This window comes from Hymenobacter jeongseonensis (assembly GCF_015694725.1).
In the GTDB taxonomy this organism is placed as follows: Bacteria; Bacteroidota; Bacteroidia; order Cytophagales; family Hymenobacteraceae; genus Hymenobacter; species Hymenobacter jeongseonensis.
In genome coordinates this window covers 209,468-234,006 of sequence record NZ_JADQDQ010000002.1, presented here as the reverse complement: position 1 = coordinate 234,006, position 24,539 = coordinate 209,468, and the positions used below count along the sequence as shown (strand labels likewise).

Genomic DNA, 24,539 nt, shown 5'->3' with positions numbered 1-24,539 from the left:
GCGGATGGCACGGATTTTAGGTAAAGAACGGACACTGGTCCGCGCCGGCTTTCAACTCGTTACTTTTGCACCATGCGTTTCTTCCTCTTATTTGCCGTCTGCGCGCTTTCGTGGGCCACTTCGTTGGTTGCCCAGGCGGGGACTTCGCCCATTATATTGGACGTGGCCCGGTTTCGTAACCTCAATAAAGTAGAGAAAGGAGCGGAGGTCGAAATCTACGTGACCATTTCCACGCAAGCCCTCACCTACCGACAACGGGCACCCCGGGCTTTCCAGTCGGCCGCCACCGTCACGTTGGAGGTGTTGAAAGCCGATGGCAAACCCGCTTATCGCGAAGTGGTGATTTTGAAGCCCCCGGTGCTCACCGATACGTCCATCGTCATCAAAAACCCCCAGAGCTTCCTGAAAAGGATTTTGCTGCCGGACGGCAAGTACACCGTGCGTGGCACCGTGCGCGACCAATACCGGAGCAGCAACGGCGAAACCACCGTCGAAAAGCCTCTGTTACTGGAAACCCCAACGACCACCTTTCTTTCCGACATCGTGCTGCTGGCCCGCCCGGCAGTCCGTAGCGGCGGAACGGATAATTTTGCCCGGAGCGGCTACCGCCTCACCCGGGCTCCCGGCAATGTGTACAGTCGGGGTGCCGAAAATATATTTTTCTATACCGAGCTGCACGATGCGCCCGCCGGGCAGCCCGTGCGCATTCACTACCACCTCACCACGCCCGATGGCTCGGCGGCCGATGCCGACGCCATTCTCACCCCCGAGAGCGGGCGGCCAACCAGTGTGGTGGGCCAATTGCCCCTGGGGCCGCTGCCCGATGGGCCGTTCACGCTGTTCGTGGAGGTATACGGCGGCCCGGGCAATAAAAAGCTGCTGGCCGGCCACCGGGTGATTGGCGACCGCAGCGCCGTAGACTACGCGCCGGCCGGCGCCGCTGTGCCCCGATGAGAGGACGGACCATTTCGGGAAATACAGCCCAGCGCGCCGCGCCGCGCCTGACCTACCCCTGGCAGTATGAGCCCCTACGGTGGTTGCTGCTGGGGCTGGCCCGCTTGCCATACGGCGTGTTGTATGTCATTGCCGAAGGCTTCTATTTTCTGCTCGCCTACGTGGTGCGCTACCGCTGGCGCGTGGTGCAGCAGAACTTGCGCAATTCCTTTCCGGAAAAGTCTGCCGCGGAGATTGACCGCATCGGCAAAGCTTTTTACCGGCACTTTGCGCAGGTGATGGTCGAGACCATTAAACTAGCCCACATGTCGGACGCTGAGCTGAAGCAGCGCGTAAACTTCCGTAATCCCGAAGTGTTGGAGCGCCATTTCCGGGCCGGCCGCATGGCGTTGGGCCTTTCGTCGCACGCCGGCAATTGGGAGTGGGTGCTCACTTCTGGCGCGGTTTGGCTTTCGGCGGAGGTCGATGGCGTGTACAAGCCGCTCAGTAATCCGTTTTTTGAAAGCTTCATGCACCAGTTGCGCACCCGCACCGGTGCTGGCCTGATTCCCATGCGCGACACCTTGCGCGACATGGTGCAGCGCCGGGGGGAGCCGCGTGTGGTGAGCCTGCTCTCGGACCAAGCCGCCGGGCCGGAGGACCGTCCGTACTGGACCACCTTCATGAACCAGGATTCTGGTTTCTACACCAGCGCCGACCGGTTGGCAGCGCGGTTTAAGTGCCCGGTGGTGTATGTGAGCATCAAACGAATTCGGCGCGGCTACTACGAAATCGTCCTTACCGAGCTGTACGACGGCAATGCGCCGTTGCCAGCTGATGAATTTCCCATTACGGATGCTTTCGTGCGCCACTTGGAAGCCGACATCCGGGCCGCGCCCGAGCAGTACCTCTGGACCCACCGCCGCTGGAAGCACAAGCGACCCGCATAAAAAGAGCCGCCTGCTACGGAAGCAGGCGGCTCTTTTTATATCAGGATTGGGCCAGTGCCAATTGGTTTACAAATACTGCTCAATATCGCCCGCGCCCTGGCGGATTAGCTCGAAGTCGTCGTTGGTGCAGTCGATGATGGTGCTGGGAACGTTGCCCCCGAAGCCGCCGTCGATGACGAGGTCAACCAGAAGGCGGTATTTCTCGAAAATCAGGTCCGGGTCGGTCACGTATTCGTCGATGGTGTTCTCGTCCTCCCGCACCGAGGTGCTCACGATGGGATTGCCGAGTTCCTTCACCAATTGCAAAATAATTTGGTTGTCGGGCACCCGAATGCCGACCGTTTTGCGCTTGGTGCCGCCGAACCGCGGAGCGTTGGAACTGGCCTCAAAAATGAAGGTAAAAGGCCCGGGCAGGGCTTTTTTGATGACTTTGTAAGTAGAGGTGGTGATGCCGTGGGCGTAGTCGGAAATGTGCGACAGGTCGTGGCAGATAAAGCTTAGGTTGGCCTTGTCAGGGAACAGCTTCTTGATGCGGCACACTTTGTCAACGGCCTTGGCATTGGTCACATCGCAGCCAATTCCGTAAACCGTATCGGTGGGATAAATGATGACTCCGCCTTTGCGCAACACCTCAACGGCTTGCTGAATACGGCTTTGAGGCGGGTTTTCGGGGTGAATGCGGAGAAGGGTGGCGGGCATACGGAGGGGTGAGAGATTGAAAAATTGACGGCGCACTGAGGCCGGATAGGGAGGGCTTGAACCGGCAGCAAGTAGCCAGCAGTGGCCCAAGACGCGGGCAAGGTACTACGGCCGGCCGAAACGAAGCAACTACCGCGCAGCTTACGTTGTGCGGTGGCCACTGTTCGTACTTTTGACGTCGCTTCTCTGATTCTCTTATTGCTTCCCATGTCCCAGCCTGCCCAAAAGTCGATTCTCGAACGCCGCGACCAAGCCCTGAAACGCCGCCGGCGCTGGGCTACCGTCAGCATCATTTTTACGCTTGCGCTGGTCTGCTTCTCTTATTATTTCTATCAGGTGTTTTTCACCGCCAACATCGAAACCAAAGGCAAGCCGACGCACGTCATCATCCGGCGCGGCGATGACTGGAAGACGGCCCTGCAAAACATCGATGCGACCGGCGTAGTCGTCGACAAGCTGTCGCTGCACTTTGTGGCCAAGCTCATGAAGTACCCGGAGCACGTGAAGCCCGGGCGCTACGAGTTAAAGGAGGGCTACACCAACCGCCAGCTTATCAACGTGCTGAAAGCTGGCCTGCAATCGCCGCTCAAGCTCACGTTCACCAACGTGCGGCTGCGGGGCGAACTAGCCAATAAACTATCGAACCAGATTGATGCCCAGCCGGCGCAAATCGATTCCCTGCTGAGCAGCCCTGCTTACACCCGCAGCCTGGGTTTCGATACAACGACCGTGCTCAGCATGTTCATCCCGAACACCTACGAGCTGTATTGGAACACCTCGGCCAATAACCTGATGCAGAGGATGAAGAAGGAGTACGAGAAGTTCTGGACGCCCGCCCGCGACGCCCAGCGCGAGAAACTCAACCTGACCCGCGCGCAGGTGAGCACGCTGGCCAGCATTGTGGAAGCAGAGCAGCAGCAGCACGCCGACGAGCGGCCGCGCATTGCCGGCGTCTATCTCAACCGCCTTAAGCGCGGCATGAAGCTCCAGGCCGACCCCACCGTGGTGTACGCCAACCGCGACTTCACCATCAAGCGCGTGCTGAACGTACACCTCCAAAAAGACTCGCCTTACAATACCTATAAGTATGGCGGCCTGCCGCCCGGCCCCATCAACCTGCCCAGCATTGCCAGCATCGACGCGGTGCTAAAGCCCGAAAGCAACAACTACTTGTACTTCTGCGCCAAGGAAGATTTTACGGGCTATCACGCCTTTGCTACCAACGAGCGGGACCACATTCTTAATGCCCGCCGCTACCAAGCGGCGCTGACGCGGGCCGGCATTCGGTAATTAGCACGCCGTCGTGTAGAGCGCTGCGAAGCACGACGGTTAACCAACCATCACAGCATGTTCTCTTCCGATATCCAAATCCGGGTCCGCTACGCCGAAACCGACCAGATGGGCTACGTCTATCACGGCAACTACGCGGCCTATTTTGAGGTAGCCCGCACCGAAGCTTTCCGCAAGTTGGGCATCAACTACAAGGACATGGAAGCCGACGGAGTGGGCATGCCGGTGGGCGAAATTCGCACCCGTTTCCGCCGGCCTGCGCGCTACGACGACCTGCTCACGGTGCGCCTGCTGTTGCGCCAGCCGCCCGAAGGCACCCGCGTCACGTTCGAATATGAGATATACAACGAGGCGGGCGACTTGCTCACCGAAGGCCACACGCTGATGGTGTTTGTGAAAACCACCACCGGCCGGCCCGTTACCATGCCCGAAAACATCCAAGAGCGGCTGGCTCCGTATTTTAGCGAAGAAGAGTTGGAAAGCCCCGTGCTGCCCACGCCCGGCGCCATTCCGCCGGATGCGCCCGCACCGGCCGCATTTCGAAAATAAGCGTTGAGCAAGGTAGAACGGCCGATGTGGTAAGCCCGTCAACATTTCGCTAGCGTACTAGTTGGCCCTGCAATTGGTTTAGCAAGGCGGGATAGGTGTTTCGGCAGGCACCGCCCGACGGTTTTGTAACTTTATTAGTGGTCCATGAAAGCTCCCGCCATCCGTCGTGCCCGCTTCCCCGATGTGCGCCAGCAGCGCTCGTACCGGCGGCTGATTGTGGGCTTGAAGCGGTTGCGGCTGCCCGGGGGCCATGCGTCGCTCTACGACGTGCTCGACCGCATTTTGCACGAACTGCGCCTCGATAGCCTGGAGAAGCGTGCCGCCTACATGGCCTTCAACCTCACGGTGGCCCTGTTCCCAACCATTATTTTCCTGTTCACGCTTATTCCGTACATTCCCGTGCCGAATCTGAACGTGGACATCTTGTTGTTTCTAAGCGACTTTATGCCGCGCGAGTTGTACGCGGCCACCGCTTCCACCATTGAGGACATTGTGAATATTCCGCACGGCGGGTTGCTCTCCTTTGGTTTCGGCACGGCCCTAGTGCTCAGCTCCAACGGCATTATGGCCCTGCTCGATGCCTTTGAGAAAAAATACCCGTGGTTTAAGCACCGCAGCTACTTCCGCAAGCGGATGATTGCCACGGGACTTACGTTTGTGCTTTCGCTGATACTGGTACTGGCCATCGTCGGGATTTTCTTTGGAACTTACCTCATCGACTGGCTGGTTTTTTACGAGGTGGTGCCCGAGCGCCTGACCGATTTGGTGCTCACCCTTATTCGCTACGGCTCCCTGGTGGGCCTGTTTTTGAGCACGACGTGCGTGATTTATTACTTCGTGCCGCCTGTGCATGACAAGTGGCCGCTGATTTCGGCCGGGGCCATCGTGGCCACGCTGCTCATTTTTCTGGTGTCGTTTCTGTTCACGCTCTACGTGCGTATTTTTAATTCCTACAACACTTTTTACGGCTCCATCGGTGCGCTAGTGGGCTTCATGGTGTGGCTCGAATTTGTGTGTATGACGCTGATTATCGGCTTCGAAGTGAACGTGAGCATGGACGCCGTAACTGGTCGCCGCCGGCAGATGCTGCTGGAGCAGCTGGCCGAGAAAGCCGGGCAGGAGGGAGCCGCGGCTGGCCGGTAGCTTCGCGTGGAGCCTTTGTGCCAGAGCTTTCGTTCTGAGCACACTAGAAGAAATTTTACAAATATTCCCCATTCTTCCTTCCGCATTCCCTATTTCTTCCTACTTTTGCACTCCCCAATCACTCGGGGAGCCTGTTAGAGAGGTGGCAGAGTGGTCGAATGCGACGGTTTCGAAAACCGTTATACCGGCAACGGTATCGGGGGTTCGAATCCCCCCTTCTCTACAAAAGGCTTTTTCTGCGCTGGGAAAAGCCTTTTTTGTTGATTTACGTACAACAGCGCACCAGTAATTGACCCAGAGAGCTGGCAGAGTGGTCGATTGCGGCGGTCTTGAAAACCGTTGAGGGTCAAACCTCCGGGGGTTCGAATCCCTCGCTCTCTACTAAAAACCCCGTTTCCAATCCGGAAGCGGGGTTTTATTTTTTCAGGCTCTTGTGCAGTTCCGGCCGAAGCCAGATGAAGCAGCAGCATCCCAAAACCACTATTCTGGCGGACTCATCAAAAGCAAGTTAGCCCCGGGTGGCGATGCCTATTGCGAGCCAGGGGCGCGGGCTAAAGTGGGGATTGGAGGCGCTGAGTGGCTGTTTGGGTTGCTACTCGTCTATAACCTTAAGGGAAAATTGAAAGTATATGACTATAGCCTAAGTGGCTTTGCGCACTCGCGTGCGTACCCCGTTAGGCTGTATTCATCACCAAAACCGTTTCTATATGAGACATTTACTTACCCCGATAGTGGCCTTATTGGGCGTGACGCTGCTGGGAACCACGCAAGGGTACGCTCAGACGGCCGACCGCAAGACGGCCATCAGCCTTTCGGGCAGCGCCTATCAATACAAAGGCAATTACGGCTCTCACTTTTGGGACTTGGGCCGTGCTAATGGCGGGCCCGGTCTGGGCATCAGCCGCTACCTGACCTCGGGCCTGGACCTGGGGCTGCACCTGGGCTACGTGGAACTGAAAGGCAGCCAACCGCAGAGCGCGGCGAACAGCTTCAGCACCAACTTGGCCACAGCCAATCTGGGCTTGAAATTCAAGCTCAACAACGGCAACATCATCAAGGAGGACGCTGTGATTCAGCCGTATCTGATGCTGGCGCCGGGCCTGACGTACATGAGCCGCGAGGGCACGGTACGGGGCAACAACGTCGAAGGCAATGCCATGCTGTTTGACATCTTTGGTGCGGCCGGCATCAATTTCCAGATAACCGAAGGCATTGGTTTGTTCATTCAAACCGGCCAACATGTGCCGCTGGGAGCTAACATCGACGGCGAACCCAACCGCGACGACGACAGCTTCGACGACCGCTACCTGCAGCACACCGCCGGCCTGACCTTTGCCTTGGGCAAGCCCAAAGACACCGACGCGGACGGCGTGCCCGACCGCAAAGACAAATGCCCCAACACGCCGTCCGGCGTAGCGGTAGACCCCAACGGCTGCCCCTTGGATGGCGATGCTGACGGCGTGCCGGATTACCAAGACAAATGCCCCACCGAAAAAGGCGTAGCGGCACTGGAAGGCTGCCCCGACCGTGACAATGACGGCGTGCGCGATGGCGATGACGCCTGCCCCGACACCCCCGGCACTGTGGCCCTCAAGGGCTGCCCGGATGCCGATAGCGACGGCGTATCCGACCCCAACGACAAATGCCCCGGCACGCCAGCCGGCACGCAAGTAGATGCTAATGGTTGCCCGCTGGTGCTGGACCAGGACGGCGACGGCATTCCCGACAACGTGGATAAGTGCCCCGGCACGGCTGCCGGTGCCCGCGTCGACTCGACGGGCTGCCCTATGGTTATTGACCCCAAAATTCAGGGCTTGGAAGTGCCCATCCGTTTCAAGACCAACAGCACCGTCATCGAGCGCAGCTCGTATCCGGCCCTGAACAAAATGGTGAAGGCCCTGAACGACAACCCCGACTACAGCCTGCGCATCACCGGCCACGCCGATAGCCGCGGAACCGACGAATACAACCAGGGCCTGTCGGAGCGTCGTGCCGAATCGGTGAAACGCTACTTCACGGGCAAGGGTCTCGATGCGAGTCGCATCCTGACCGAGGGCCGTGGTGAAGCCGAGCCTGCAGCTCCTAACACGTCGGCCGCCGGCATGTCCCGCAACCGTCGCGTTGAGTTCAAGTTCGACTTCGTGCCGACGCCTGCCCCGCTGCCCTAATTACGAGCAGCTAGGGTAAAAAAGAGCCGGCTGATGGTGAAGAGAATTACTTCTCTTCACCATCAGCCGGCTCTTTTTGCGTTGAGACAATAATAGCCGCTTGCACGCACTACATAAACTACAAGTGTCTATGCGGTTTGCCCAATGACGACCAAGCTGCGGACTACCGTTTTTCCATCAGATACACGGTTTCGGTAATGGCACCGACGCCGACTGTGCTTTGCGTGATGCTTACAATGCGCCAACCCTGAGCGTAGAGCTTATTGATTTTCACCATTTCGGCATGATGTAGTTCGACGGCTATGGCCGTGCTGCTCCGCTCAGAGCTGGGGGTGAGGCCGGTGAGTTTCATTACTTGGCGGCGGCCATCGGGGTAAATAGTCGTTATCTCGGGCGAGTGGGAGGCTCCGGGGCGTCCGCTACCAATCACGGCCAGGTAGCCGGCTGGTGCGGCTTCCTTGGGATAAAAGGCCCACGAGGCGGCGGTAGCGAGTGCTAATGAAGTGCCAATCAGTAGCTTTTTCATAGTTGTTTAGGAGTAAATTCCGGTTGTCCTCGTACTGAAAAGCAGTTCAGAATAGGAGTAGTTAATTACTAGAACAAAACTACTTCGCGCTGCCCATGGAGCCACTGCCCAGGTGCAGTAGCTGTTGCTAACAGTGCGGTGCTGTCGACTGGTCGGTTACAACGAGTCGGGTAGCAAGGCCGCTGCCGCGCTATCCAAATACCAGTGCAATTCGCCAGCGGGCGCAATTAATTGAGCGGGAAACTGGTCTGGGTCTCGCTTCCCGGTGAGCACACGCTCCACGGCGGCAGCCTTGCCGGCACCGTACACCAGAAAGGCCACCGCCCGGGCCTGGTTGAGCAAAGGCGCCGTCAGCGTTATTCGGAACACGTGCTTGTCTTCCAGAAATACTTCTTTGGCGCCAATACTTGCGTCGTGCAAAACCGACGTGTACGGAAAGAGCGAAGCGGTGTGCGCATCGTCGCCCAGGCCTAGGAGCACGAGGTCGAACCGTGCTTCCTCGCCCGCAAAAAAATGCTCCAAGGTGCGGGCGTAGGCCTGCGCAGCCTCCGCTGGCGGCAGCGATGTATCTACGGCAAACACCTGCTCGGGCAAAATGCCCAGGGGCGCCAGCAGCGCCGTTTTGGCCATCAAATAGTTGCTCTCCGCATCGGTGGGCGGCACGTAGCGTTCATCGCCGAAGAAGAAATACACCTGACGCCAGCTGATTTTGTCGCGGTAGGCCGGCGATGCCAGCAGCTCGTACAATTGCTTAGGAGAACTGCCGCCAGACAGGGCCACCACAAACCGGCCCCGCGCCGCCAGGGCTTGGCCCACCAACTCGCAGAAATAATCGGCCAGGTGGCGCAGAACGTCCTCCGCCGTGGGGTAAATGTGCAGCGGCATGGGCTATTTGTTTCCGTTGAGGGGCAGCGTAAACCAATGGAACCCGTCGCGCGCAATCAGCGCTTCGGCCACTTCGGGGCCCCAGGAGTCGGCCGAGTAGTTGGGGAAACTCTGGCTGGCCCGGCCCTGCCAGGAGTGTAAGATGGGCATAATGAGGTCCCAGGCCGCTTCTACCTGGTCGCCGCGCATGAAGAGGGTCTGGTCGCCGAGCATGGTGTCGAGCAGCAGCGTTTCGTAGGCTTCGGGGGCTTCGCTGGTGTAAGTGCCTTTGTAGTCGAACACCATGTCCACGGTGTTGAGCATCATGTCGAGGCCGGGGCGCTTGGCTTGCACTTGCAGGCGAATGCTCATCTCGGGCTGGATGCTGATAATGAGGCGGTTTTGCTGCCAGCTTTCGGCCGTTTCGGGCGGGAAAATGCAGTGCGGCGCGTCCTTAAACTGAATGGTGATGATAGACGCCGAGCGGTGCATGCGCTTGCCGGTGCGTACGTAAAACGGCACGCCCTGCCAACGCCAGTTGTCCACGAAAAACTTCACGGCAGCAAAAGTTTCGGTGTTGGACTGCGGGTTGGCGTCTACTTCTTCGCGGTAGCCGGGCACCTGCTGCCCCTCCATCCAGCCCGAGCCGTACTGCCCGCGCACGGCCGATTCGCGCACGTCTTCCGGGCCAAACCGGCGCATGGCGCGCAGCACGTCCACCTTGCGGTTGCGCACTTCGTCGGCCGTGAAATTGACGGGCGGCTCCATGGCCACCAGGCACAGCAGCTGCAGCAGATGGTTCTGAATCATGTCGCGCATGGCGCCGGCGCCGTCGTAGTAGCCGCTGCGGTCGCCCACGCCCAGCTGTTCGGTCACCGAAATCTGCACGTGCTCAATGTAATTGCGGTTCCACAGCGGTTCCAGCAGGGCATTAGCAAAGCGAAAGGCCATGATGTTTTGCACCGTTTCCTTGCCCAAGTAGTGGTCGATGCGGTAAATCTGGCGCTCGTCAAAAATCTGGCCCAGCAAGTGGTTCAACTCGCGCGACGAATCCAAATCGTTGCCAAACGGCTTTTCGATGACGATGCGCGTGCGGTCTGGGTCGGTGGTGAGGTTGCTTTTGGCCAAGTTCGAGGCGATAATGGGGAAGAACTCGGGCGCCACGGCCAAGTAATAGATGACGTTGGCTTGGGCCTTCCATTCCTTCTCATACGCCGCGATGCGCTTACCAAATTCTTGGTAAGTGACTGCATTCTTGACATCGGCCACCTGGTACACAATGTGTTCCGAAAACCGAGCCCACTCGGCTTTTCCGGCTTTACCAGTCCGCGAAAACTCGTTGATGCCGTCCAGCATTCGCCGCCGGAATTCCTCATCCGAGAGTTCGGTGCGGCCCGTGCCGATGAGGGCAAACTGCTCGGGCAGCCAGCCGTCGAGAAACAAATGGTACAGGGCCGGGGCCAGCTTGCGGGCATTCAAATCGCCGGTGCCGCCAAAAATCACGAAGATGGTCGGCGGCATTTTTTTGGTTGAGCTCATGAAAAGGGCATGCAGAAATGATGAAGCAACGGGCAGCCTACTTGTTCGGAATCACGGGCTGCTCGCTGGCCGCGGCCGGCCCCGCCTGCGTGGTGCTTTTGTTGGCCGCGTCCTCGTGCAAGGGCGTCCATTGCGAGTGAAAAACGCCTTCGTGGCCAATCAGCTCGTAGGTGTGGGCGCCGAAATAATCGCGCTGGGCCTGAATCAGGTTGGAAGGCATGCGGGCGCTGCGCAGCGCATCGAAGTAGCTCAGCGAAGCCGCGTAGGCCGGCGCCGCCAGTCCGGCCGAAACCGCCGCCGCTACCACCGTCCGGGCGCCGGGCACGGCCTGGCTCACCTGTTCGCGCACCCGCGCATCGAGCAGCAAATGCGCTAGGCCGGGCGCTTGCTGATACGCGTTAAAAATATCGTTGAGAAACGCGGAACGAATGATGCAGCCGCCCCGCCAGATTTTGGCAATTTCGGCCAGCTGCAAGTCATAAGAAAACTCCACTGATGCCTGCGCGAGCAGTTGCATGCCCTGCGCGTAGGTGATGACCGTGTTGAAGAAAAACGCTTCTTCCAAGCTGGCCAGAAATGCTTCGGCATCGACGACCAGCGGCGCCGGCGCCGGGCCATACAGCGTGGCCAGCTGCTCGCGCAGGGCTTTTGCTTTTGAGAGGTTGCGCATGGTCACGGCCGTGTCCACGGTGGGCAGCGGTACTTCCAGGTCCATGGCCACTTGCGAGGTCCACTTGCCCGTGCCCTTGGAGCGGGCCTCGTCCTTGATGTCGTCGAGCAGCAAATGGTCGGTATTGGGGGCGCGGAAGGTAAAGATGTCCTTCGTGATGTCCAGCAAGAACGACTGGAGCCGGCCGCTGTTCCACTGCGCAAACACCCGGCCGATGGCGGCATTGTCCAGCCCCAGGCCGCGCTTCATCAGCTCGTAGGTTTCGGCAATGAGCTGCATCAGGCCGTACTCGATGCCGTTGTGCACCATCTTGACGAAGTGGCCAGCCGCGCCGGGTCCGATGTACGTCACGCAGGGGGCGCCGTCGTCGGCCCGGGCCGCAATGGCTTCGAACAGGGGTTGCACCACAGCGTAGGCCTGTTTGTCGCCGCCGGGCATCATGCTGGGCCCAAAGCGGGCGCCTTCTTCGCCGCCCGAAATGCCCATGCCGAAGAAGTGAAATCCCGCGGCGGCCAGCGCGGCATCGCGGCGATTGGTATCGGTGAAGTATGAATTGCCGCCGTCGATGATGATGTCACCGGGCGTGAGCAGGGGCAGCAGTTCCTCAATTACGTTGTCGACAATCTTGCCGGCTGGCACCAGCAGCATGATGGAGCGCGGCGTGTGCAGGCTTTGCACAAAGGCGGCAATGTCGGTGAAGCCCAGCACCGGCTTGCCTACTCCTTCCTCGGCCAAGAGCCGAATTTTTTCGGCGTCCTTGTCGTAGCCGGCCACGGCAAACTCATGGTCGGCGAGGTTTAGCAGCAGGTTGCGGCCCATGGTGCCAAGGCCAATCATGCCCAAGGAGAAAGAAACAGGGGGTGTCGTCATAAGGAGAGGAGGGACATAATGAGGGGCTTTGAGCCGGCAAAAGGTAAGGGACTCTTGCTGAAAGCCTCCACCGGAAGCGCCCAGCCTACAAGCCTGCGTGCCATAAAAACCCGTTCCGAGTTACGGTTTTGCTTATAACCAAACGGGAGAAGAGCCCATTTGTTACCGGGGCCAACGGGACAAGTCCGGTGGCCAACCCCAAGGCGGTAAAGCTTAAAACCGGAGGCGGCTAGCTTGTGCGCTAAGGCCTCGACATTGTCGCATTTAGTCCGGCGGCGCGGCCGGAGAAGTAATTCTCTGCCGACGACCTCATCGGCATTCCCATCCCAATTCATAGCCAAGCGCCTCACCCTGGCCCTGCCAGTTGGCTCGGGCAAGGTAATGGCCCGGATTCATTCTATTTCGGGGCAGCTTGTGCTTCAGCAACAGTTGACCGGTTCTGCGCCGGAGCTGCAAGTCGGGCGCTAGGCCCAGGTTGTCCACCACATCGGGCACCAGGCCTTGGAGTTGCTGCAGGTAGCCGCGCGCCGCGGCGCTCACTAGAAAGGCGAGCTGGTCGGCGCCCGGCGCGTGCTGCAGCAACTCGGCCAGGGTGCGAAAGCGCTTCTCCGGATTGAAGAGCTGGGCCTGCATCCGAAACTCGGCATACGTGTCTTCAAACACCAGCTGGTCCCAGGGCCGGGCCGCACTGGCGTCGATGAGTTTGCGGTAGCACAGGGTGATGATGCGGGCCGTCATGGCAGCAGAAGCAGGAGCGTCGCTAGCTTAGGCCGCAACCCCGAAGGTGATGGCCAGCTGGAAACCGTCGGTGGTGTTGCCGGTGACGGTGGCCAGCTCCAGGCCCACCCCGTCGCTGAACACGTTGTCGCGGGCGTTGGTGGTGTAGCCCGACAGGCCCTTGCCGTAGCCGTTCACGGCCGCTACGGCCGAGCCCGTGCCTTCGGGGAAAGCAATCTGAGTGACCTTGAGCGAGACGCCGCTCGCGCTGTACACGTGCACGTGGATGTGGGTGGCACGCCCGGAGTACCAGCCCGGAAAAATGCTGGTGAACGTCACTTGGCCGTTGGCATCGGTGGTTTGGCGCCCCCGCAGGAAGTGCACGGCTTGGTAGTTGGTGCTTTGCATCCCGCCGCCGCCGTATTCCGAGTAGTTGCCTTCGGCGTCGCAGTGCCAAATGTCGACCAGCGCCCCGGCCAGCGCCGCGCAGATGTTGTTCGCATTGATAATGGTGATTTTGGCCGTCATCACGTGGCCGGCCTTGCCGTCGCGGATGTCGCTGCGCACGTAAGAGGCCGGCGCTTTGGTGGGAAAGGGCCCTTCTGTTTCGGTAGGCGCCACGCTGCAACAACCTGTGGCACCGTCGGTGCCCGTGGCGGGCGTTACCGTTTCCGACTCTTTGCCGCAGGCCGAGAGCAGTACTGGCACCGATGCAGTGCCCAAGAGCAGGGATTTAAGAAAATGCTTCCGTTCCATGAGGCTAGCTGTTTTAGGACAAGTGAAGTATGCCGTAAAAGTGCAGGCAGGCAAAGACGGAAATCAGGCGAAATCGACCGTTTCACCGAACGATTCGACGGTTGGGTAAATTCAGCTAGCTGGATGCAGCCGCAGGGCCGCAACCCCAAGCTGCTGCGCGTATGCGCCGGTGGGCGCTATTTGTCATCAATGGTTGCTGGTACGATTGATTGGCCCTAATCCCTGCCTCGGCCAATGGGAAGGCTTCAGTTACTCCGCCATGTGCCAGAAGTGCCGCAAATTCGCTTATTTTGGACATGGAACCCACCTCTCTGCCCGCGCCCGAAGGCGACCACTTGCTCGAAGACCTCGCCGCCTATACCGACTTGCTGAATCCGGAGCGAATCTGGCAAAAGGAAGAGCGGCTCGATGACATAGAGGAGGCCGAAGAACAGGCGGCCGACGCCGAACCGCCCGCCGCGGCCGAAGAAGGCGAACCCGCGTGATGCAGGCAGTGGCAGAAGCAAGTAATTAGGCTCGCAGGAGCCTGCCGTTCCGCAGCTGCCGAAGCCATCGGGTCCTGAGGAATGAGGTGTTGCGACAACACAAAAAATGGCCCTTCCGATTGCCGGAAGGGCCATTTTGATGTTTGCTAATACTTCGAAGATTACTTCGCCAGCTTCGTTTTCAGGTTTTCGTTCAGCGCTTCCAGAAACTCCTCGGTGTAGAGGTAGTCGCGGCCGTGCTCCACTTTGCTGCCGTGGATGCAAACGGCCAAATCCTTGGTCATTTTGCCGCTTTCCACGGTTTCGATGCACACGGCTTCCAGCGCCTTGCAGAAATCGATGAGTTCCTGGTTCCCATCAAGCACACCCCGGAACTCCAGGCCGCGCGTCCAGGCGAAGATGCTGGCAATGGGGTTGGTGCTGGTGGGCTTGCCCTTCTGGTGGTCGCGGTAGTGGCGCGTCACGGTGCCGTGGGCGGCTTCGGCTTCCATGGTCTGGCCGTCGGGCGTTACCAGCGTGGAAGTCATCAGGCCGAGCGAGCCGAAGCCCTGGGCCACGGTGTCGCTCTGCACGTCGCCGTCGTAGTTTTTGCAGGCCCACACAAAGTTGCCGTGCCATTTCAGGGCCGAGGCCACCATGTCGTCAATCAGCCGGTGCTCGTAGGTAATGCCAGCGGCCGTGAATTTGGCCTGGTAATCCTGCTCAAATATCTCCTGGAAGATGTCCTTGAAGCGCCCGTCGTACTTTTTGAGGATGGTGTTTTTGGTCGACAGGTACAGCGGCCAGCCTTTCATCAGGGCCTGGTTGAAGCAGGCGTGCGCGAAGCCGCGGATGGACTCGTCGGTGTTGTACATGGCCAGGGCCACGCCGTCGCCCTGAAAGTTGTACACGTCGAACGACTGCACCTCGCCGCCGTCCTCGGGCGTGAAGGTGAGCGTGAGCTTGCCCTTGCCCTTGGTCACCAAATCGGTGGCCCGGTACTGGTCGCCGAACGCGTGGCGGCCGATGCAGATAGGCGCGGTCCAGTTCGGCACCAGCCGGGGCACGTTGCTCATCACAATGGGCTCGCGGAATACGGTGCCGTCGAGGATGTTGCGGATGGTGCCGTTGGGCGACTTCCACATCTGCTTCAGGCCAAACTCTGCCACCCGCTCCTCGTCGGGCGTGATGGTGGCGCACTTAATGCCCACCCCGTACTGCCGGATGGCATGGGCCGCGTCGATGGTGACCTGGTCGTTGGTTTCGTCGCGGTACTCGATGCCCAAGTCGTAGTATTTGATGTCCAGCTCCAGGTAAGGCGTAATCAGCTTGTCTTTGATGAACTTCCAGATGATGCGCGTCATTTCGTCGCCATCGAGCTCTACTACGGGGTTGGCTACTTTAATCTTGGTCATTGCTAGTGGGAAGGGAGTTGGGAGAAAGGATATTTTGGTTTGAAAAGGCCGTCGCCAGATTAGTAACTACCGCGCTTTGCGGGGCTAATATTAGGCAGGATTTACCGTCCAGTTGCGCACGTCCCTCTTCGCCAAGCCTGCTGCGTACTGCCGCCGCCGCTGATGCAAGGCCCCGCAAGGTGACATCAGGCCAGGGGCATGCGTGCGAACTGCACGGGTGATGCCACCGGCCAACCAGTTGCAGATTTGGGTAATAACCAAGCATTTTCGCAGTGCTTTCATCCCCTCACCCACGTTTATGGTTCAATTTCAGCGCCTGGCCCGGGCCACGGCTCTAAGCATTATTTTTCTGCGCATCACCGGCGGCACGCCCGGAGTAGTTGCCCGCCAGCTAACGAGTGCCGCATGAGCAAGCCTAACGCCGGGACGCTACGCGAAGTAGCCGCCGTCTTTTTCCGCCTCGGGTTGCTGGCTTTTGGTGGGCCGGCCGCGCACATTGCCATGATGGAGGACGAAGTGGTCCGCAAACGCCAATGGATGACGCCCGAGCACTTCCTCGACCTGATTGGTGCCACCAACCTGATACCGGGCCCCAACTCGACGGAGATGACCATGCACTGCGGCCACGAGCGCGCCGGCCTGCCGGGCCTGGTGGTGGCCGGCCTGGCCTTCATTCTGCCGGCGGTGGTGATTACGGCCGGGTTTGCCTGGCTTTACCAGCAGTACGGGCACTTGCCGCAAGCCGCGCCATTCGTCTATGGCATTCCGCCGGCGGTGATTGCCATCATTCTGGGGGCGGCTTACACGCTGGGGCGCAAGGCCCTGAAATCCTCCTGGCTGGCGGTGTTGGGCGCGGCCACGCTGGTGGCGGCCCTGCTGGGGCTGAATGAAATAGTGGCCTTGCTGGGCGCGGGCGCGGTGGGGGTGTTGGGGCACTTGCTGCGAAACCCGCCCGCCCCGGGGAAGGCTGCCCGGCTGCTGCCCCTGCTGGCCCTCCCGGCCGGGCCGCTGGCGGAAAGCTCGTCGGCGGGCGGTATTTTCTGGACTTTCCTCAAGGTTGGGGCCACGCTTTACGGCAGCGGCTACGTGCTGTTTGCCTTTTTGGAGGGCGAGCTGGTGGCCCGCGGCTGGCTCAGCCGGCAGCAGTTGCTCGATGCCATTGCCGTGGGGCAGTTCACGCCGGGGCCGGTGCTGTCATCAGCCACGTTCGTGGGCTGGCAGCTCGACGGATTGCGCGGGGCAGCGTTGGCCACAGTGGGTATTTTCCTGCCTTCGTTCGTGTTTGTGTTGGTGCTGAACCCGCTGCTGCCCCGGCTGCGGCGGTCCAAGCTGTTTTCGGTGTTTCTGGACAGTGTGAACGTGGCCTCGGTGGCCCTTATTGCCGCCGTGCTGGTGACCATGAGCCGGGCTGCCCTCACCGACTGGCGCACGGTGCTCATTGCGTCCCTCAGCCTGGCCGTCACTTTTGTCTATAAAAAGCTAAACAGTGCCTTTGTGGTGCTGGGCGGGGCACTGCTGGGCTATCTGCTGACGCTGGCGTAGTGGAAGGATTGATAAAAAAGCAGTTGGAAGCCCTCTGGATGGCCTTCCAGTTTAGTAGCAGAACCCTGATTTATGGTGTAAATTATTATCATCTAAGTAGTATTTATTATTAATAAATATTTTAAAAGTTAAAAATAATATTGAAAAAGTTTGATAGTATAGTCTGATGGTTTAATTTAGGTAATGCTAATGCCACCAGCCGCACTTCCTAGGTACGGCGGCTGCGGCCCCTGACCTCGCGCACCATCCCTTTTGCTGGGTGGTTCTTCAATAGAAGCCCAAGAGGGCATCGCCAAGGCCGATTCCGACCTTCCTTTCCGGTAGACTTACGCTTGGCTCCCTGGCGCGCCCAGGGCTTTCGTAAGCCGCCACTCCGTCTACTATTGAATGGGTTTCCCAGAGCCGTTGGCTAGTGGGGCGGGACGATTTTGCTCTTGCTTTCTATCGACGGAGTACGTCCTGCGCTCAAGGGCGAAATAGGAGCTGTGGGCTGAAGGTCAAATGCTTGTAGTCAGAATTGCGGGCTAGCCAAACGAATGATTTCTTTCAAAACTTCACCTTTTACCGTGCATCCATGAATACTCTATTCCACAAATCACCTTTTATATATAGCGGATTTATAAACCGCAAATGGGTATCGATTTCGAAGGTGAAGTCTACAGTGGTAGCTACACTCGTTCGATTCCTATTTATGCTGACCGTTGGGCTTCTGGTGCTCAGCTATGAGAGCAGGGCACAGGACCCGGGCGTGGGCGGGACGGTAGCGAATTTCGAAGTGGACTCCGATTTTAAATCCGGCATCGTTCCCAGCTGGTGGAGCACTACCAACTACACGAACTATGCATCCCGGTACGGGTTCGACTGGTCGCAGGGGCCGGGAACGGCCGGTAGGGCAGTCCTAAAACAGGAAGGCGGCATTTCCGTACCCGGGGTGACGGCTGACCGCCGCAGCATGTGGCAGGAAGACGGCAACTGGGGCAGCAACAGTGCCAAAGCGGAAGTGGCCTCCTTCGCGGGGAGCTCCAACAAAAACGGCAACAACATTGCGGCCGGCAAAAGCCCCTATGCGCTGCAGCTGGGCGGAAGCGGGCCCCAAAAAAATGACATCACCAACACCTACCTCCACGCCCGGGAAGATGCTCAGGGCCACACGTGGCTGTTTTTTGGGGCGGAAACCAGGGCAACGAACGGCAATAGCTACCTGGACTTCGAATACAACCAAAACGGGGTAACGGTGACCAACACCCAGCTCATCGGCAATGGGCCGGTCAACGGACGTACCGTCGGTGATTTCCTGCTGGTTATTAACTACACCGGGGGCGGCAACCGCCCCGTTGTGGGGGTGCGCACGTGGCTGGCATCAGGAGCTTGGTCAAACGAAATTTCGCTGTCCAGTACCACCCTGAAAGCCTTTATTACGACCAATACCGGTTCCATTGAGCCCGTTGCGCCGAATAAAGCTTTTACGAGTGATGGCGCTTACACCAATACGGTGATGGCGCTGCAGTTTGTGGAAGGCGGCATTGATGTGAGTGCTATTCCCGAACTGAATAATTTGGATAAGTGTAATCCGGCGGCCACCATCACCGTTAAAACCCGTTCCTCTAGCTCGTACACGGCCGAATTGAAGGACCTAGACGTGCTGAGCTTCCCGCTCACGCCTGCGGCCACGGCCGCAGTGAATGCCGTGCCGGCCCAGTGCAAAGACGCCAGCGGCACGACGGCATTTAGCGTGAGCGGTACTTACTCCAACGGCACGCCGTCCTGGAGCGTGTCCAGCGGGGGAACGCTAGCTAATCCGGTATACAACCCGGACGGGACGGCAACGGTGACGGTGAATGTCCTCAACACCACTACGACCGCCGTTAGGGTTACGCTGACCACAAGCAGCACAAACTCGTCTTGCCCCACCGCCTCCAACTACCGAGACCTGATACTAAATCCCACGCCAGTGGGCACGAACACCACAATGGCGTCTTGCCCGACGGCCATTAGCGGCACCACGGCCGTGTTTGACCTGACCAGCAAAAACGGCACCGTTACGGGCGGAGCGGCTGGGGTCACCGTGGCGGGCTGGTACGAGACGTATACGGCCGCCACCAACGCCTTCACCAATCCCATTGCCACCCCGGCTACTTACACGTCGGGCAGCAAAACAGTCTTTGCCAAGCTTAGCACTACGGATGGTTGCATCGGTGTGGCCAACAATACGCTGTCGGTAACGGCTTCGCCGGTGGGCACGAACACGTCGATGAGTTCCTGCCCCGCCAGCATTGGCGGCACCACGGCCGTGTTCGACCTGAATAGCAAAAACAGCACCGTTACGGGCGGCGCGGCGGGCGTGACCGTAGTGGGCTGGTACGAAACGTATACGGCCGCTACCAACGCCTTCACCAACCTGATTGCCACCCCCGCGGCCTACACTTCGGGCAGCAAGACGGTGTACGCCAAGCTCAGCGGGGCCGCACCGCTCAATTGCGCGGGCGTTGCCAACAACGCGCTGTCGGTAACGGCCTCGCCGGCGGGTGCAAATACGTCAATGAGTACTTGCCCTACTACCGCAGGTGGAAGTACTGGTGTATTTGACCTGACCAGCAAAAACAGCGTTGTTACGGGAGGCGTTTCGGGCGTGACCGTAGTGGGCTGGTACGAAACGTATACGGCCGCCACCAGCGCCTTCGCCAATCCCATTGCCACCCCGGCTACTTACACGTCGGGCAGCAAAACGGTATACGCCAAGCTCAGCGGGGCCGCGCCGCTCAATTGCGTGGGCGTTGCCAACAACGTTCTTTCCTTAACCGCTTCGCCGCTACGGCCGAACGTAACCATTACTGAGCCCAAGCTGTGCGGGCCAACCACGGCAACACTAACAGTGCCGGGCTCTGTCTCGGGTGCCACCTATACGCTGGTAAACGGCGGGGCGACCACCTCCAAAACAGGTACCGGCAATGACCTGAACTTTGGCGGCCTGGCCGCAGGCTCAGGCTTTAGCATCACCGTGACCCTTGAGGGCTGCGAGTCGGCGCCTACCACCTGCGAGAACTATACCACGCCCGCCGCGAAGGCCGTGATAATCGACGCCCAATCTCTGTCGGCCCCGCTGCAAGGGCGCATCCAAACCGAAGCTTACCCCAATCCCACTAGCAAGGACGCCACCATCAACTTCTCCGTGCCGAAAAGCGGACACGTAGTAGTAAGCGTGTACGATGCCCTGGGCCGGCAAGTAACTACGCTGTTTGATGGCGAAGCCGCCGCGGGAGAGCCGAAGACGGTCGTGCTGAAAGGAGAGCACCTGGGCACCGGCAACTACTATTATCGGATAGTAGCCAATGGCCAGACCAAAACCAGCCGCATCAGCTTAGCGAAGTAAGTGTTCAGGGATTTTTAATGCTTACCATAGAAAGACCCGCTCAATTTGGGCGGGTCTTTCTGTGAATCGTAAGAGCCAGTTGGTCACTATGGGTAGCTGGGTTTTGAGTAGTGATGCTGATAAATTATCTAATTGTCAGCGTGATATAGGTATTCGCTGGCTTCATTGCAGGGTGTGTTTGATTTCATAGTCTGGGTTTGAGCAATGCCCTTCTACTGTTCATTTAGGAGTGCCAAATTCAACCGAATATGAACACGCGAACTTATTATTATTACAATAATTTTTGTTGTTTTATTTATTTTTTGTATTGACTTTTGGATGAAATGAATGTAACTTAGAAGAAGTATTCTGATAAGTAAAAGCCCGTAGCTTTCTTCCTAGGCCCGGCGGCTGCGGCTTGTGACCTCGTGTGCCTCCCAGCTCCATGGGCAGGACTAACAGTGGAATTGTTGATTGCAGCAATTGGCCCTGTGACTCTTCTTGCATCCTTACGCTTCAAGCCAAGCTGCCCCTCGGCTGAGGGCTCGTGAGTGCCTCCCTTCTTAACTCTATTCTGGGTTTTCCCTGGCCTCTGGCTACGGAACGGGATGCTTTTGTCCCGCGATTTCTGGTCCACTTCCACCATATCCCTGCGAAGGGCCTTGGTCTGCTGCTTCACTAGTAGCCACTCCCGACCCGAATTGAATACCAAAATATTTCCGTTAAACGTCATGAATACGACCATTAAGACACCCAATTTTACCTATGCAGAACCATGTACGCGTGCATTAGCTTCCACTTCTTTTGCAAAACGTGCCACTGCTAGTTGGCTGCACTTCCTGATGCTCCTAGTCACCGGGCAAGTGTCATCAGGAAACAAATCTTTTACAGGTTTCCTGCCAAAAGCAACGTGGCGGGTTGCCTTGATATTTGTGACCTTTTTGCTAATGGCTGGTACTTCTTTTGCCCAGGTGGTATTACCCGATGAAGACAGGTGTACCTCCAAGGACTTGGAACTGGTGAGTGCCAGGCTGGATGTGCCTGCCTGTCAATCCTGTACTGGTAATTCATTAATAACTGCGCCGTTGTTGCTGGCCATTGACAACAAGACAGGCTCCACCCGTACCAGTTTTGCTTTTTGGGGGGACATAGTAATAACGAATAGTGCTGGTGTAGTGACTTACCAAGCTGAGGTAACCGGCTGTAACGGTAAGATAGTCAGAAACGACATTACCGAATTGCCCTATACTGTAGTTCAAATCAGAGAAATTATTAACTTACCCACCTCTGGCTCTGGCTTAAGTAGTAATGGTCAAATTACCTATGAATGTGGTTCAACACTAGATTTAACAAATCTATTTTTAGCCTGGACGGATGCTTCGCCAAAGAGTACCTGTGGGACTTTAAAATCTGAACTCATTGCACCTAAATGCGGGACCTTACCTGCTATTGCCATCTCTACTGGCTTATCTGCTGGGGCTATTGTAACTCCAATATCTTGCTTTGGGGAAGATGACGGGGCAATTAATTTATCTGTTTTTGGCGGCGTAGCTCCCTTCACTTATGACTGGGCTGACCTTACAGGCCCAAATGAGCCACAAGACCGCTCTAACCTTGGCCCCGGAGATTATTCTGTAACTGTAACTGATTCCAAAGGCTGTACTGCAACATATTCTACAACCCTCACTGAGCCAGCCGAAGTCCTGGAACCTACCGCAACGGTAGTAGAGCCAGGTCTTTGTGGTGGACCTGCTACTGGTACGGTGACAGTAACCGCCCCATTGAGTTCGGGGACTGTGCAGTATCAGTACAATAATAATGGAGGTGCCTGGCAAACTAGCCCTATCTTCGGTAACCTAGCTGCCGGGTCAAGTTTCAGCATTAGGGCAAGAATAGTTGGCACCACTTGCGAATCACAACCGTTTGATTGCGAAGATTATCAAAATCAGCTTAATGGTATTACAGCCATACAAACTGCCAAAGCCCCAGCCCCCCTTGCATTAAAGAGCAGCATCCAAACCGAAGCTTACCCTAACCCAACGGGCCGGGATGCAACCATCAACTTCTCGGTACCCAAGAGCGGGCGGGTAATGGTCGAAGTATACAACTCTATCGGAGCCCGCGTAGCCACTCTCTTTGATGGCAAAGTCTCTGCTAACGAACAGCGGTCTGTAGTTCTCAAAGGAAGTGCCTTGCCTTCGGGAACCTACACCTACCGTGTGATTTCCAACGGTAAAACCAAAACGAGCCGCATTAGCCTGGTGAAATAAGCACCGGTGAACACGAATCCCAAAAGACCCGTCCAAGTCGGACGGGTCTTTTTTATTGCGCTGATGACTTCGTTGTGCAATTGAGGTTCACCCGCAAACAGCAGCTGCTGTTCGATTAAGGTAAAACGAGTGGCATTTGGCTATAATTCTCCACTGGCTAAGCTTACGGCTGGCTGTCCAGTGCAAACCGCTCGAACGCGGCCGTCACGGCCTTGGGGCCTTGCGCAATCACGCCCACCCGCACGCCCCGGTCCCAGGGCGGCAGGAACTTGCCGTCTAAGGCGCCGTCGCTGGCCATCAGGTTGGTCCAGGTGGTGCCATCGGCGCTCCAGGCAAAGCGGTAGCTGTTGCCGCCGCTCACCTGCATGCGCAGCTGGATGGCTTTGCCGGCCGCCGCGGGCAGGGCGGTTTCGGCCAGCACCTTTTCCTTGCCGGCGCGCCGTTCCCAGAGGCGGATTTGGCCGCCGCCAGCCGTGAGGGCCAGGGCGTTGTTAGGGTCGCCGTGGGCGGCCAGGCCGGCGGCGGTGCCGGGGGGCAGCGTAGCGGGTGTGAGCAGGGTAGTAGTAGCGGTATAGTTGCCCGTGAGCGTGTGGCGGCCCAAAGCGGCCCCGCCTTTGTCGGGGTGAGCGGTGAGGCGCAGCTGGCCGCCGCGCAGGGCAAACTGGGGCTTGTCTTCCACCGGCCACTGCCAGGCCAGGCCCAGTTTGGCCCCGGTGAATTCATCGGCAATGGGCTGGGTCGCCACCGGGCGGGCCGGAGCAGTGCTGCCCGGCTGGCTCATGAACTGGGGCCAATTATCCGCATTCCAGGTAAACTCGGTTAGCACGCCCTGGCGGCCCACATTCTCAAAGCTGCCGGCGGCGTAGGCGTGGTGCAGCAGCAACCAGCGGCCGTCGACGCCCTGCGTCACGGTGCCGTGGCCGGGACAGCGCCAGGCCTCGGTGGCGGCGATGACCGGGTTGCGCGGGTTCTTTTCCCAGGGGCCGAGCAGGCTCTTGGCCCGGGCCACGCCTGTGCCGTAGGTACACGCCGGCCCGCAGCAGCCGTTGGCAGCATAAAAAGCGTAGAAATAGTCGCCGTGGCGCACCATGCTCACGCCTTCCACTAAGTTGCCTTCCCAAGGTTCGGTGTTGCGAAACAGCTCCTTTTTCTCGCCGGTGAGGGCGGTGCGGGCTTCGTTGAGCGGCTGTGCCCAGATGGGCGTGGGCTGGTTGATGCTGTTGCCGTCTTCCTTCCAGATTAAATACAGTTGCCCTTTCTCGTCGCGCATCGGAAAGCCGTCAATCGAGCCGGCCGCTTGGGCCACCAGTGGGCCGTGGTCGGTGTAGGGACCCTCGGGGCGGTCGGCGCTGGCCACGGCCACGGCTAGGTTGCCGCCCTTTTTGTGCGCGGTGTAGAACACGTAAGTTTTGGCGCCCTCCTGGGTGATTTCCGGGGCCCAGAAATAGTAGTCGGCCCAGTCGGGCAGCTTGTCCGGAAACACATGGCCCACTAGCTTCCACTCCGTCAAATTATCGGATTTCAGCAACGGAAAAGCCGGTCCCCAGTTGGAAGACGTGGCCGAGGCCCAGTACGTCGCACCAACCTTCACCACGGACGGGTCGGGGTAGTCGCCGGGCAGCACGGGGTTGGCAAAGAGAGCCGGGGCTGGGGCAGCCGTTGCAGCGGCGGCCAGGCCCGTTGTCGAACTCTCCTTGCTCCCGGCATCACTCACCTGGGAAACCGTTGGCGTGCGTTGGCAGGCTACGGCCAGCAGCCCGCTAAGCGCAATAATGGCATTCCATTTCGAAACGGTAATATGCATATTTTCAAGCGAAAGACAAGC

The 24,539-nt window shown here is 58.5% G+C and carries 19 protein-coding genes and 2 tRNA genes; 12 read left to right on the top strand and 9 right to left on the bottom strand.

Annotated features, from left to right (window positions below; all coding sequences use genetic code 11):
* Positions 1-72: 72 nt before the first annotated feature.
* Both I2I05_RS04630 and I2I05_RS04625 read left to right on the top strand, forming a co-directional pair.
* On the top strand, positions 73-954 hold the full coding sequence (locus I2I05_RS04630) for a hypothetical protein (protein WP_196281063.1): 882 nt from the start codon (positions 73-75) through the stop codon (positions 952-954).
* A complete protein-coding gene (locus I2I05_RS04625) occupies positions 951-1,883 on the top strand; it encodes a lysophospholipid acyltransferase family protein (RefSeq protein ID WP_230688156.1) in 933 nt (310 codons plus the stop codon). The genes I2I05_RS04630 and I2I05_RS04625 overlap by 4 nt, the downstream gene beginning before the upstream one ends.
* A 66-nt stretch (positions 1,884-1,949) precedes the next feature.
* On the opposite strand, the gene I2I05_RS04620 is transcribed toward I2I05_RS04625, so the two are convergent.
* Complete coding sequence (locus I2I05_RS04620) at positions 1,950-2,582, bottom strand: L-threonylcarbamoyladenylate synthase (RefSeq protein WP_196281062.1); 633 nt, start codon at positions 2,580-2,582, stop codon at positions 1,950-1,952.
* 207 nt (positions 2,583-2,789) lie between these two features.
* On the opposite strand from I2I05_RS04620, the gene mltG reads away from it, so the two are divergent.
* The 6 genes from mltG (at position 2,790) to I2I05_RS04590 (ending at position 7,732) form a co-directional block, all read left to right on the top strand.
* Entirely contained in the window at positions 2,790-3,872 is a 1,083-nt protein-coding gene (mltG, locus tag I2I05_RS04615) for an endolytic transglycosylase MltG (protein ID WP_196281061.1), read from the top strand.
* A gap of 57 nt (positions 3,873-3,929) precedes the next feature.
* A complete protein-coding gene (locus I2I05_RS04610) occupies positions 3,930-4,421 on the top strand; it encodes an acyl-CoA thioesterase (protein ID WP_196281060.1) in 492 nt (163 codons plus the stop codon).
* Between the two features lie 144 nt (positions 4,422-4,565).
* Positions 4,566-5,564 carry a YihY/virulence factor BrkB family protein gene (locus tag I2I05_RS04605; protein WP_196281059.1) on the top strand — a complete coding sequence of 333 codons (999 nt, stop codon included), beginning with the start codon at positions 4,566-4,568 and terminating at the stop codon, positions 5,562-5,564.
* A gap of 136 nt (positions 5,565-5,700) precedes the next feature.
* Positions 5,701-5,787 (top strand) — tRNA-Ser (locus tag I2I05_RS04600).
* A gap of 73 nt (positions 5,788-5,860) precedes the next feature.
* Positions 5,861-5,945, top strand: a tRNA-Ser gene (locus I2I05_RS04595).
* 326 nt (positions 5,946-6,271) lie between these two features.
* On the top strand, positions 6,272-7,732 hold the full coding sequence (locus I2I05_RS04590) for an OmpA family protein (protein ID WP_196281058.1): 1,461 nt from the start codon (positions 6,272-6,274) through the stop codon (positions 7,730-7,732).
* A gap of 163 nt (positions 7,733-7,895) precedes the next feature.
* Here the strand turns inward: I2I05_RS04590 and I2I05_RS04585 are convergent, their stop codons facing one another.
* The 6 genes from I2I05_RS04585 to I2I05_RS04560 all read right to left on the bottom strand — a co-directional run bounded on the left by I2I05_RS04585 (position 7,896) and on the right by I2I05_RS04560 (position 13,641).
* A complete protein-coding gene (locus I2I05_RS04585; protein WP_196281057.1) occupies positions 7,896-8,258 on the bottom strand; it encodes a hypothetical protein in 363 nt (120 codons plus the stop codon).
* Between the two features lie 156 nt (positions 8,259-8,414).
* Positions 8,415-9,143 carry a 6-phosphogluconolactonase gene (gene pgl, locus I2I05_RS04580; RefSeq protein ID WP_196281056.1) on the bottom strand — a complete coding sequence of 243 codons (729 nt, stop codon included), beginning with the start codon at positions 9,141-9,143 and terminating at the stop codon, positions 8,415-8,417.
* A 3-nt stretch (positions 9,144-9,146) separates the two neighbouring features.
* Positions 9,147-10,661: a glucose-6-phosphate dehydrogenase gene (gene zwf / locus I2I05_RS04575; protein WP_196281055.1), complete on the bottom strand. Its 1,515-nt coding sequence runs from the start codon at positions 10,659-10,661 to the stop codon at positions 9,147-9,149.
* Positions 10,662-10,698: 37 nt separating this feature from the next.
* Entirely contained in the window at positions 10,699-12,201 is a 1,503-nt protein-coding gene (gene gndA, locus I2I05_RS04570; RefSeq protein ID WP_196281054.1) for an NADP-dependent phosphogluconate dehydrogenase, read from the bottom strand.
* 309 nt (positions 12,202-12,510) lie between these two features.
* Entirely contained in the window at positions 12,511-12,939 is a 429-nt protein-coding gene (locus tag I2I05_RS04565; RefSeq protein ID WP_196281053.1) for a hypothetical protein, read from the bottom strand.
* A 27-nt stretch (positions 12,940-12,966) separates the two neighbouring features.
* Complete coding sequence (locus I2I05_RS04560; RefSeq protein WP_394368723.1) at positions 12,967-13,641, bottom strand: dioxygenase family protein; 675 nt, start codon at positions 13,639-13,641, stop codon at positions 12,967-12,969.
* A 329-nt stretch (positions 13,642-13,970) separates the two neighbouring features.
* Here I2I05_RS04560 and I2I05_RS04555 point away from each other — a divergent pair, with 329 nt between their 5' ends.
* Entirely contained in the window at positions 13,971-14,159 is a 189-nt protein-coding gene (locus I2I05_RS04555) for a hypothetical protein (protein WP_196281051.1), read from the top strand.
* A 161-nt stretch (positions 14,160-14,320) separates the two neighbouring features.
* Here I2I05_RS04555 and I2I05_RS04550 read toward each other — a convergent pair whose 3' ends face one another.
* Entirely contained in the window at positions 14,321-15,553 is a 1,233-nt protein-coding gene (locus tag I2I05_RS04550; RefSeq protein ID WP_196281050.1) for an NADP-dependent isocitrate dehydrogenase, read from the bottom strand.
* 405 nt (positions 15,554-15,958) lie between these two features.
* Between I2I05_RS04550 and chrA the strand changes: the two genes are divergently transcribed.
* The 3 genes from chrA to I2I05_RS04535 all read left to right on the top strand — a co-directional run bounded on the left by chrA (position 15,959) and on the right by I2I05_RS04535 (position 22,714).
* A complete protein-coding gene (gene chrA, locus I2I05_RS04545) occupies positions 15,959-17,095 on the top strand; it encodes a chromate efflux transporter (protein WP_196281049.1) in 1,137 nt (378 codons plus the stop codon).
* 691 nt (positions 17,096-17,786) lie between these two features.
* Positions 17,787-20,465, top strand: coding sequence for a T9SS type A sorting domain-containing protein (locus I2I05_RS04540; RefSeq protein ID WP_196281048.1), 2,679 nt, complete (start codon positions 17,787-17,789; stop codon positions 20,463-20,465).
* Positions 20,466-21,175: 710 nt separating this feature from the next.
* The gene (locus tag I2I05_RS04535; protein WP_196281047.1) at positions 21,176-22,714 is read left to right on the top strand and encodes a T9SS type A sorting domain-containing protein; all 1,539 of its coding nucleotides are present in this window, start codon (positions 21,176-21,178) and stop codon (positions 22,712-22,714) included.
* 163 nt (positions 22,715-22,877) lie between these two features.
* On the opposite strand, the gene I2I05_RS04530 is transcribed toward I2I05_RS04535, so the two are convergent.
* Entirely contained in the window at positions 22,878-24,518 is a 1,641-nt protein-coding gene (locus I2I05_RS04530; protein ID WP_196281046.1) for a family 43 glycosylhydrolase, read from the bottom strand.
* Positions 24,519-24,539: the final 21 nt, after the last annotated feature.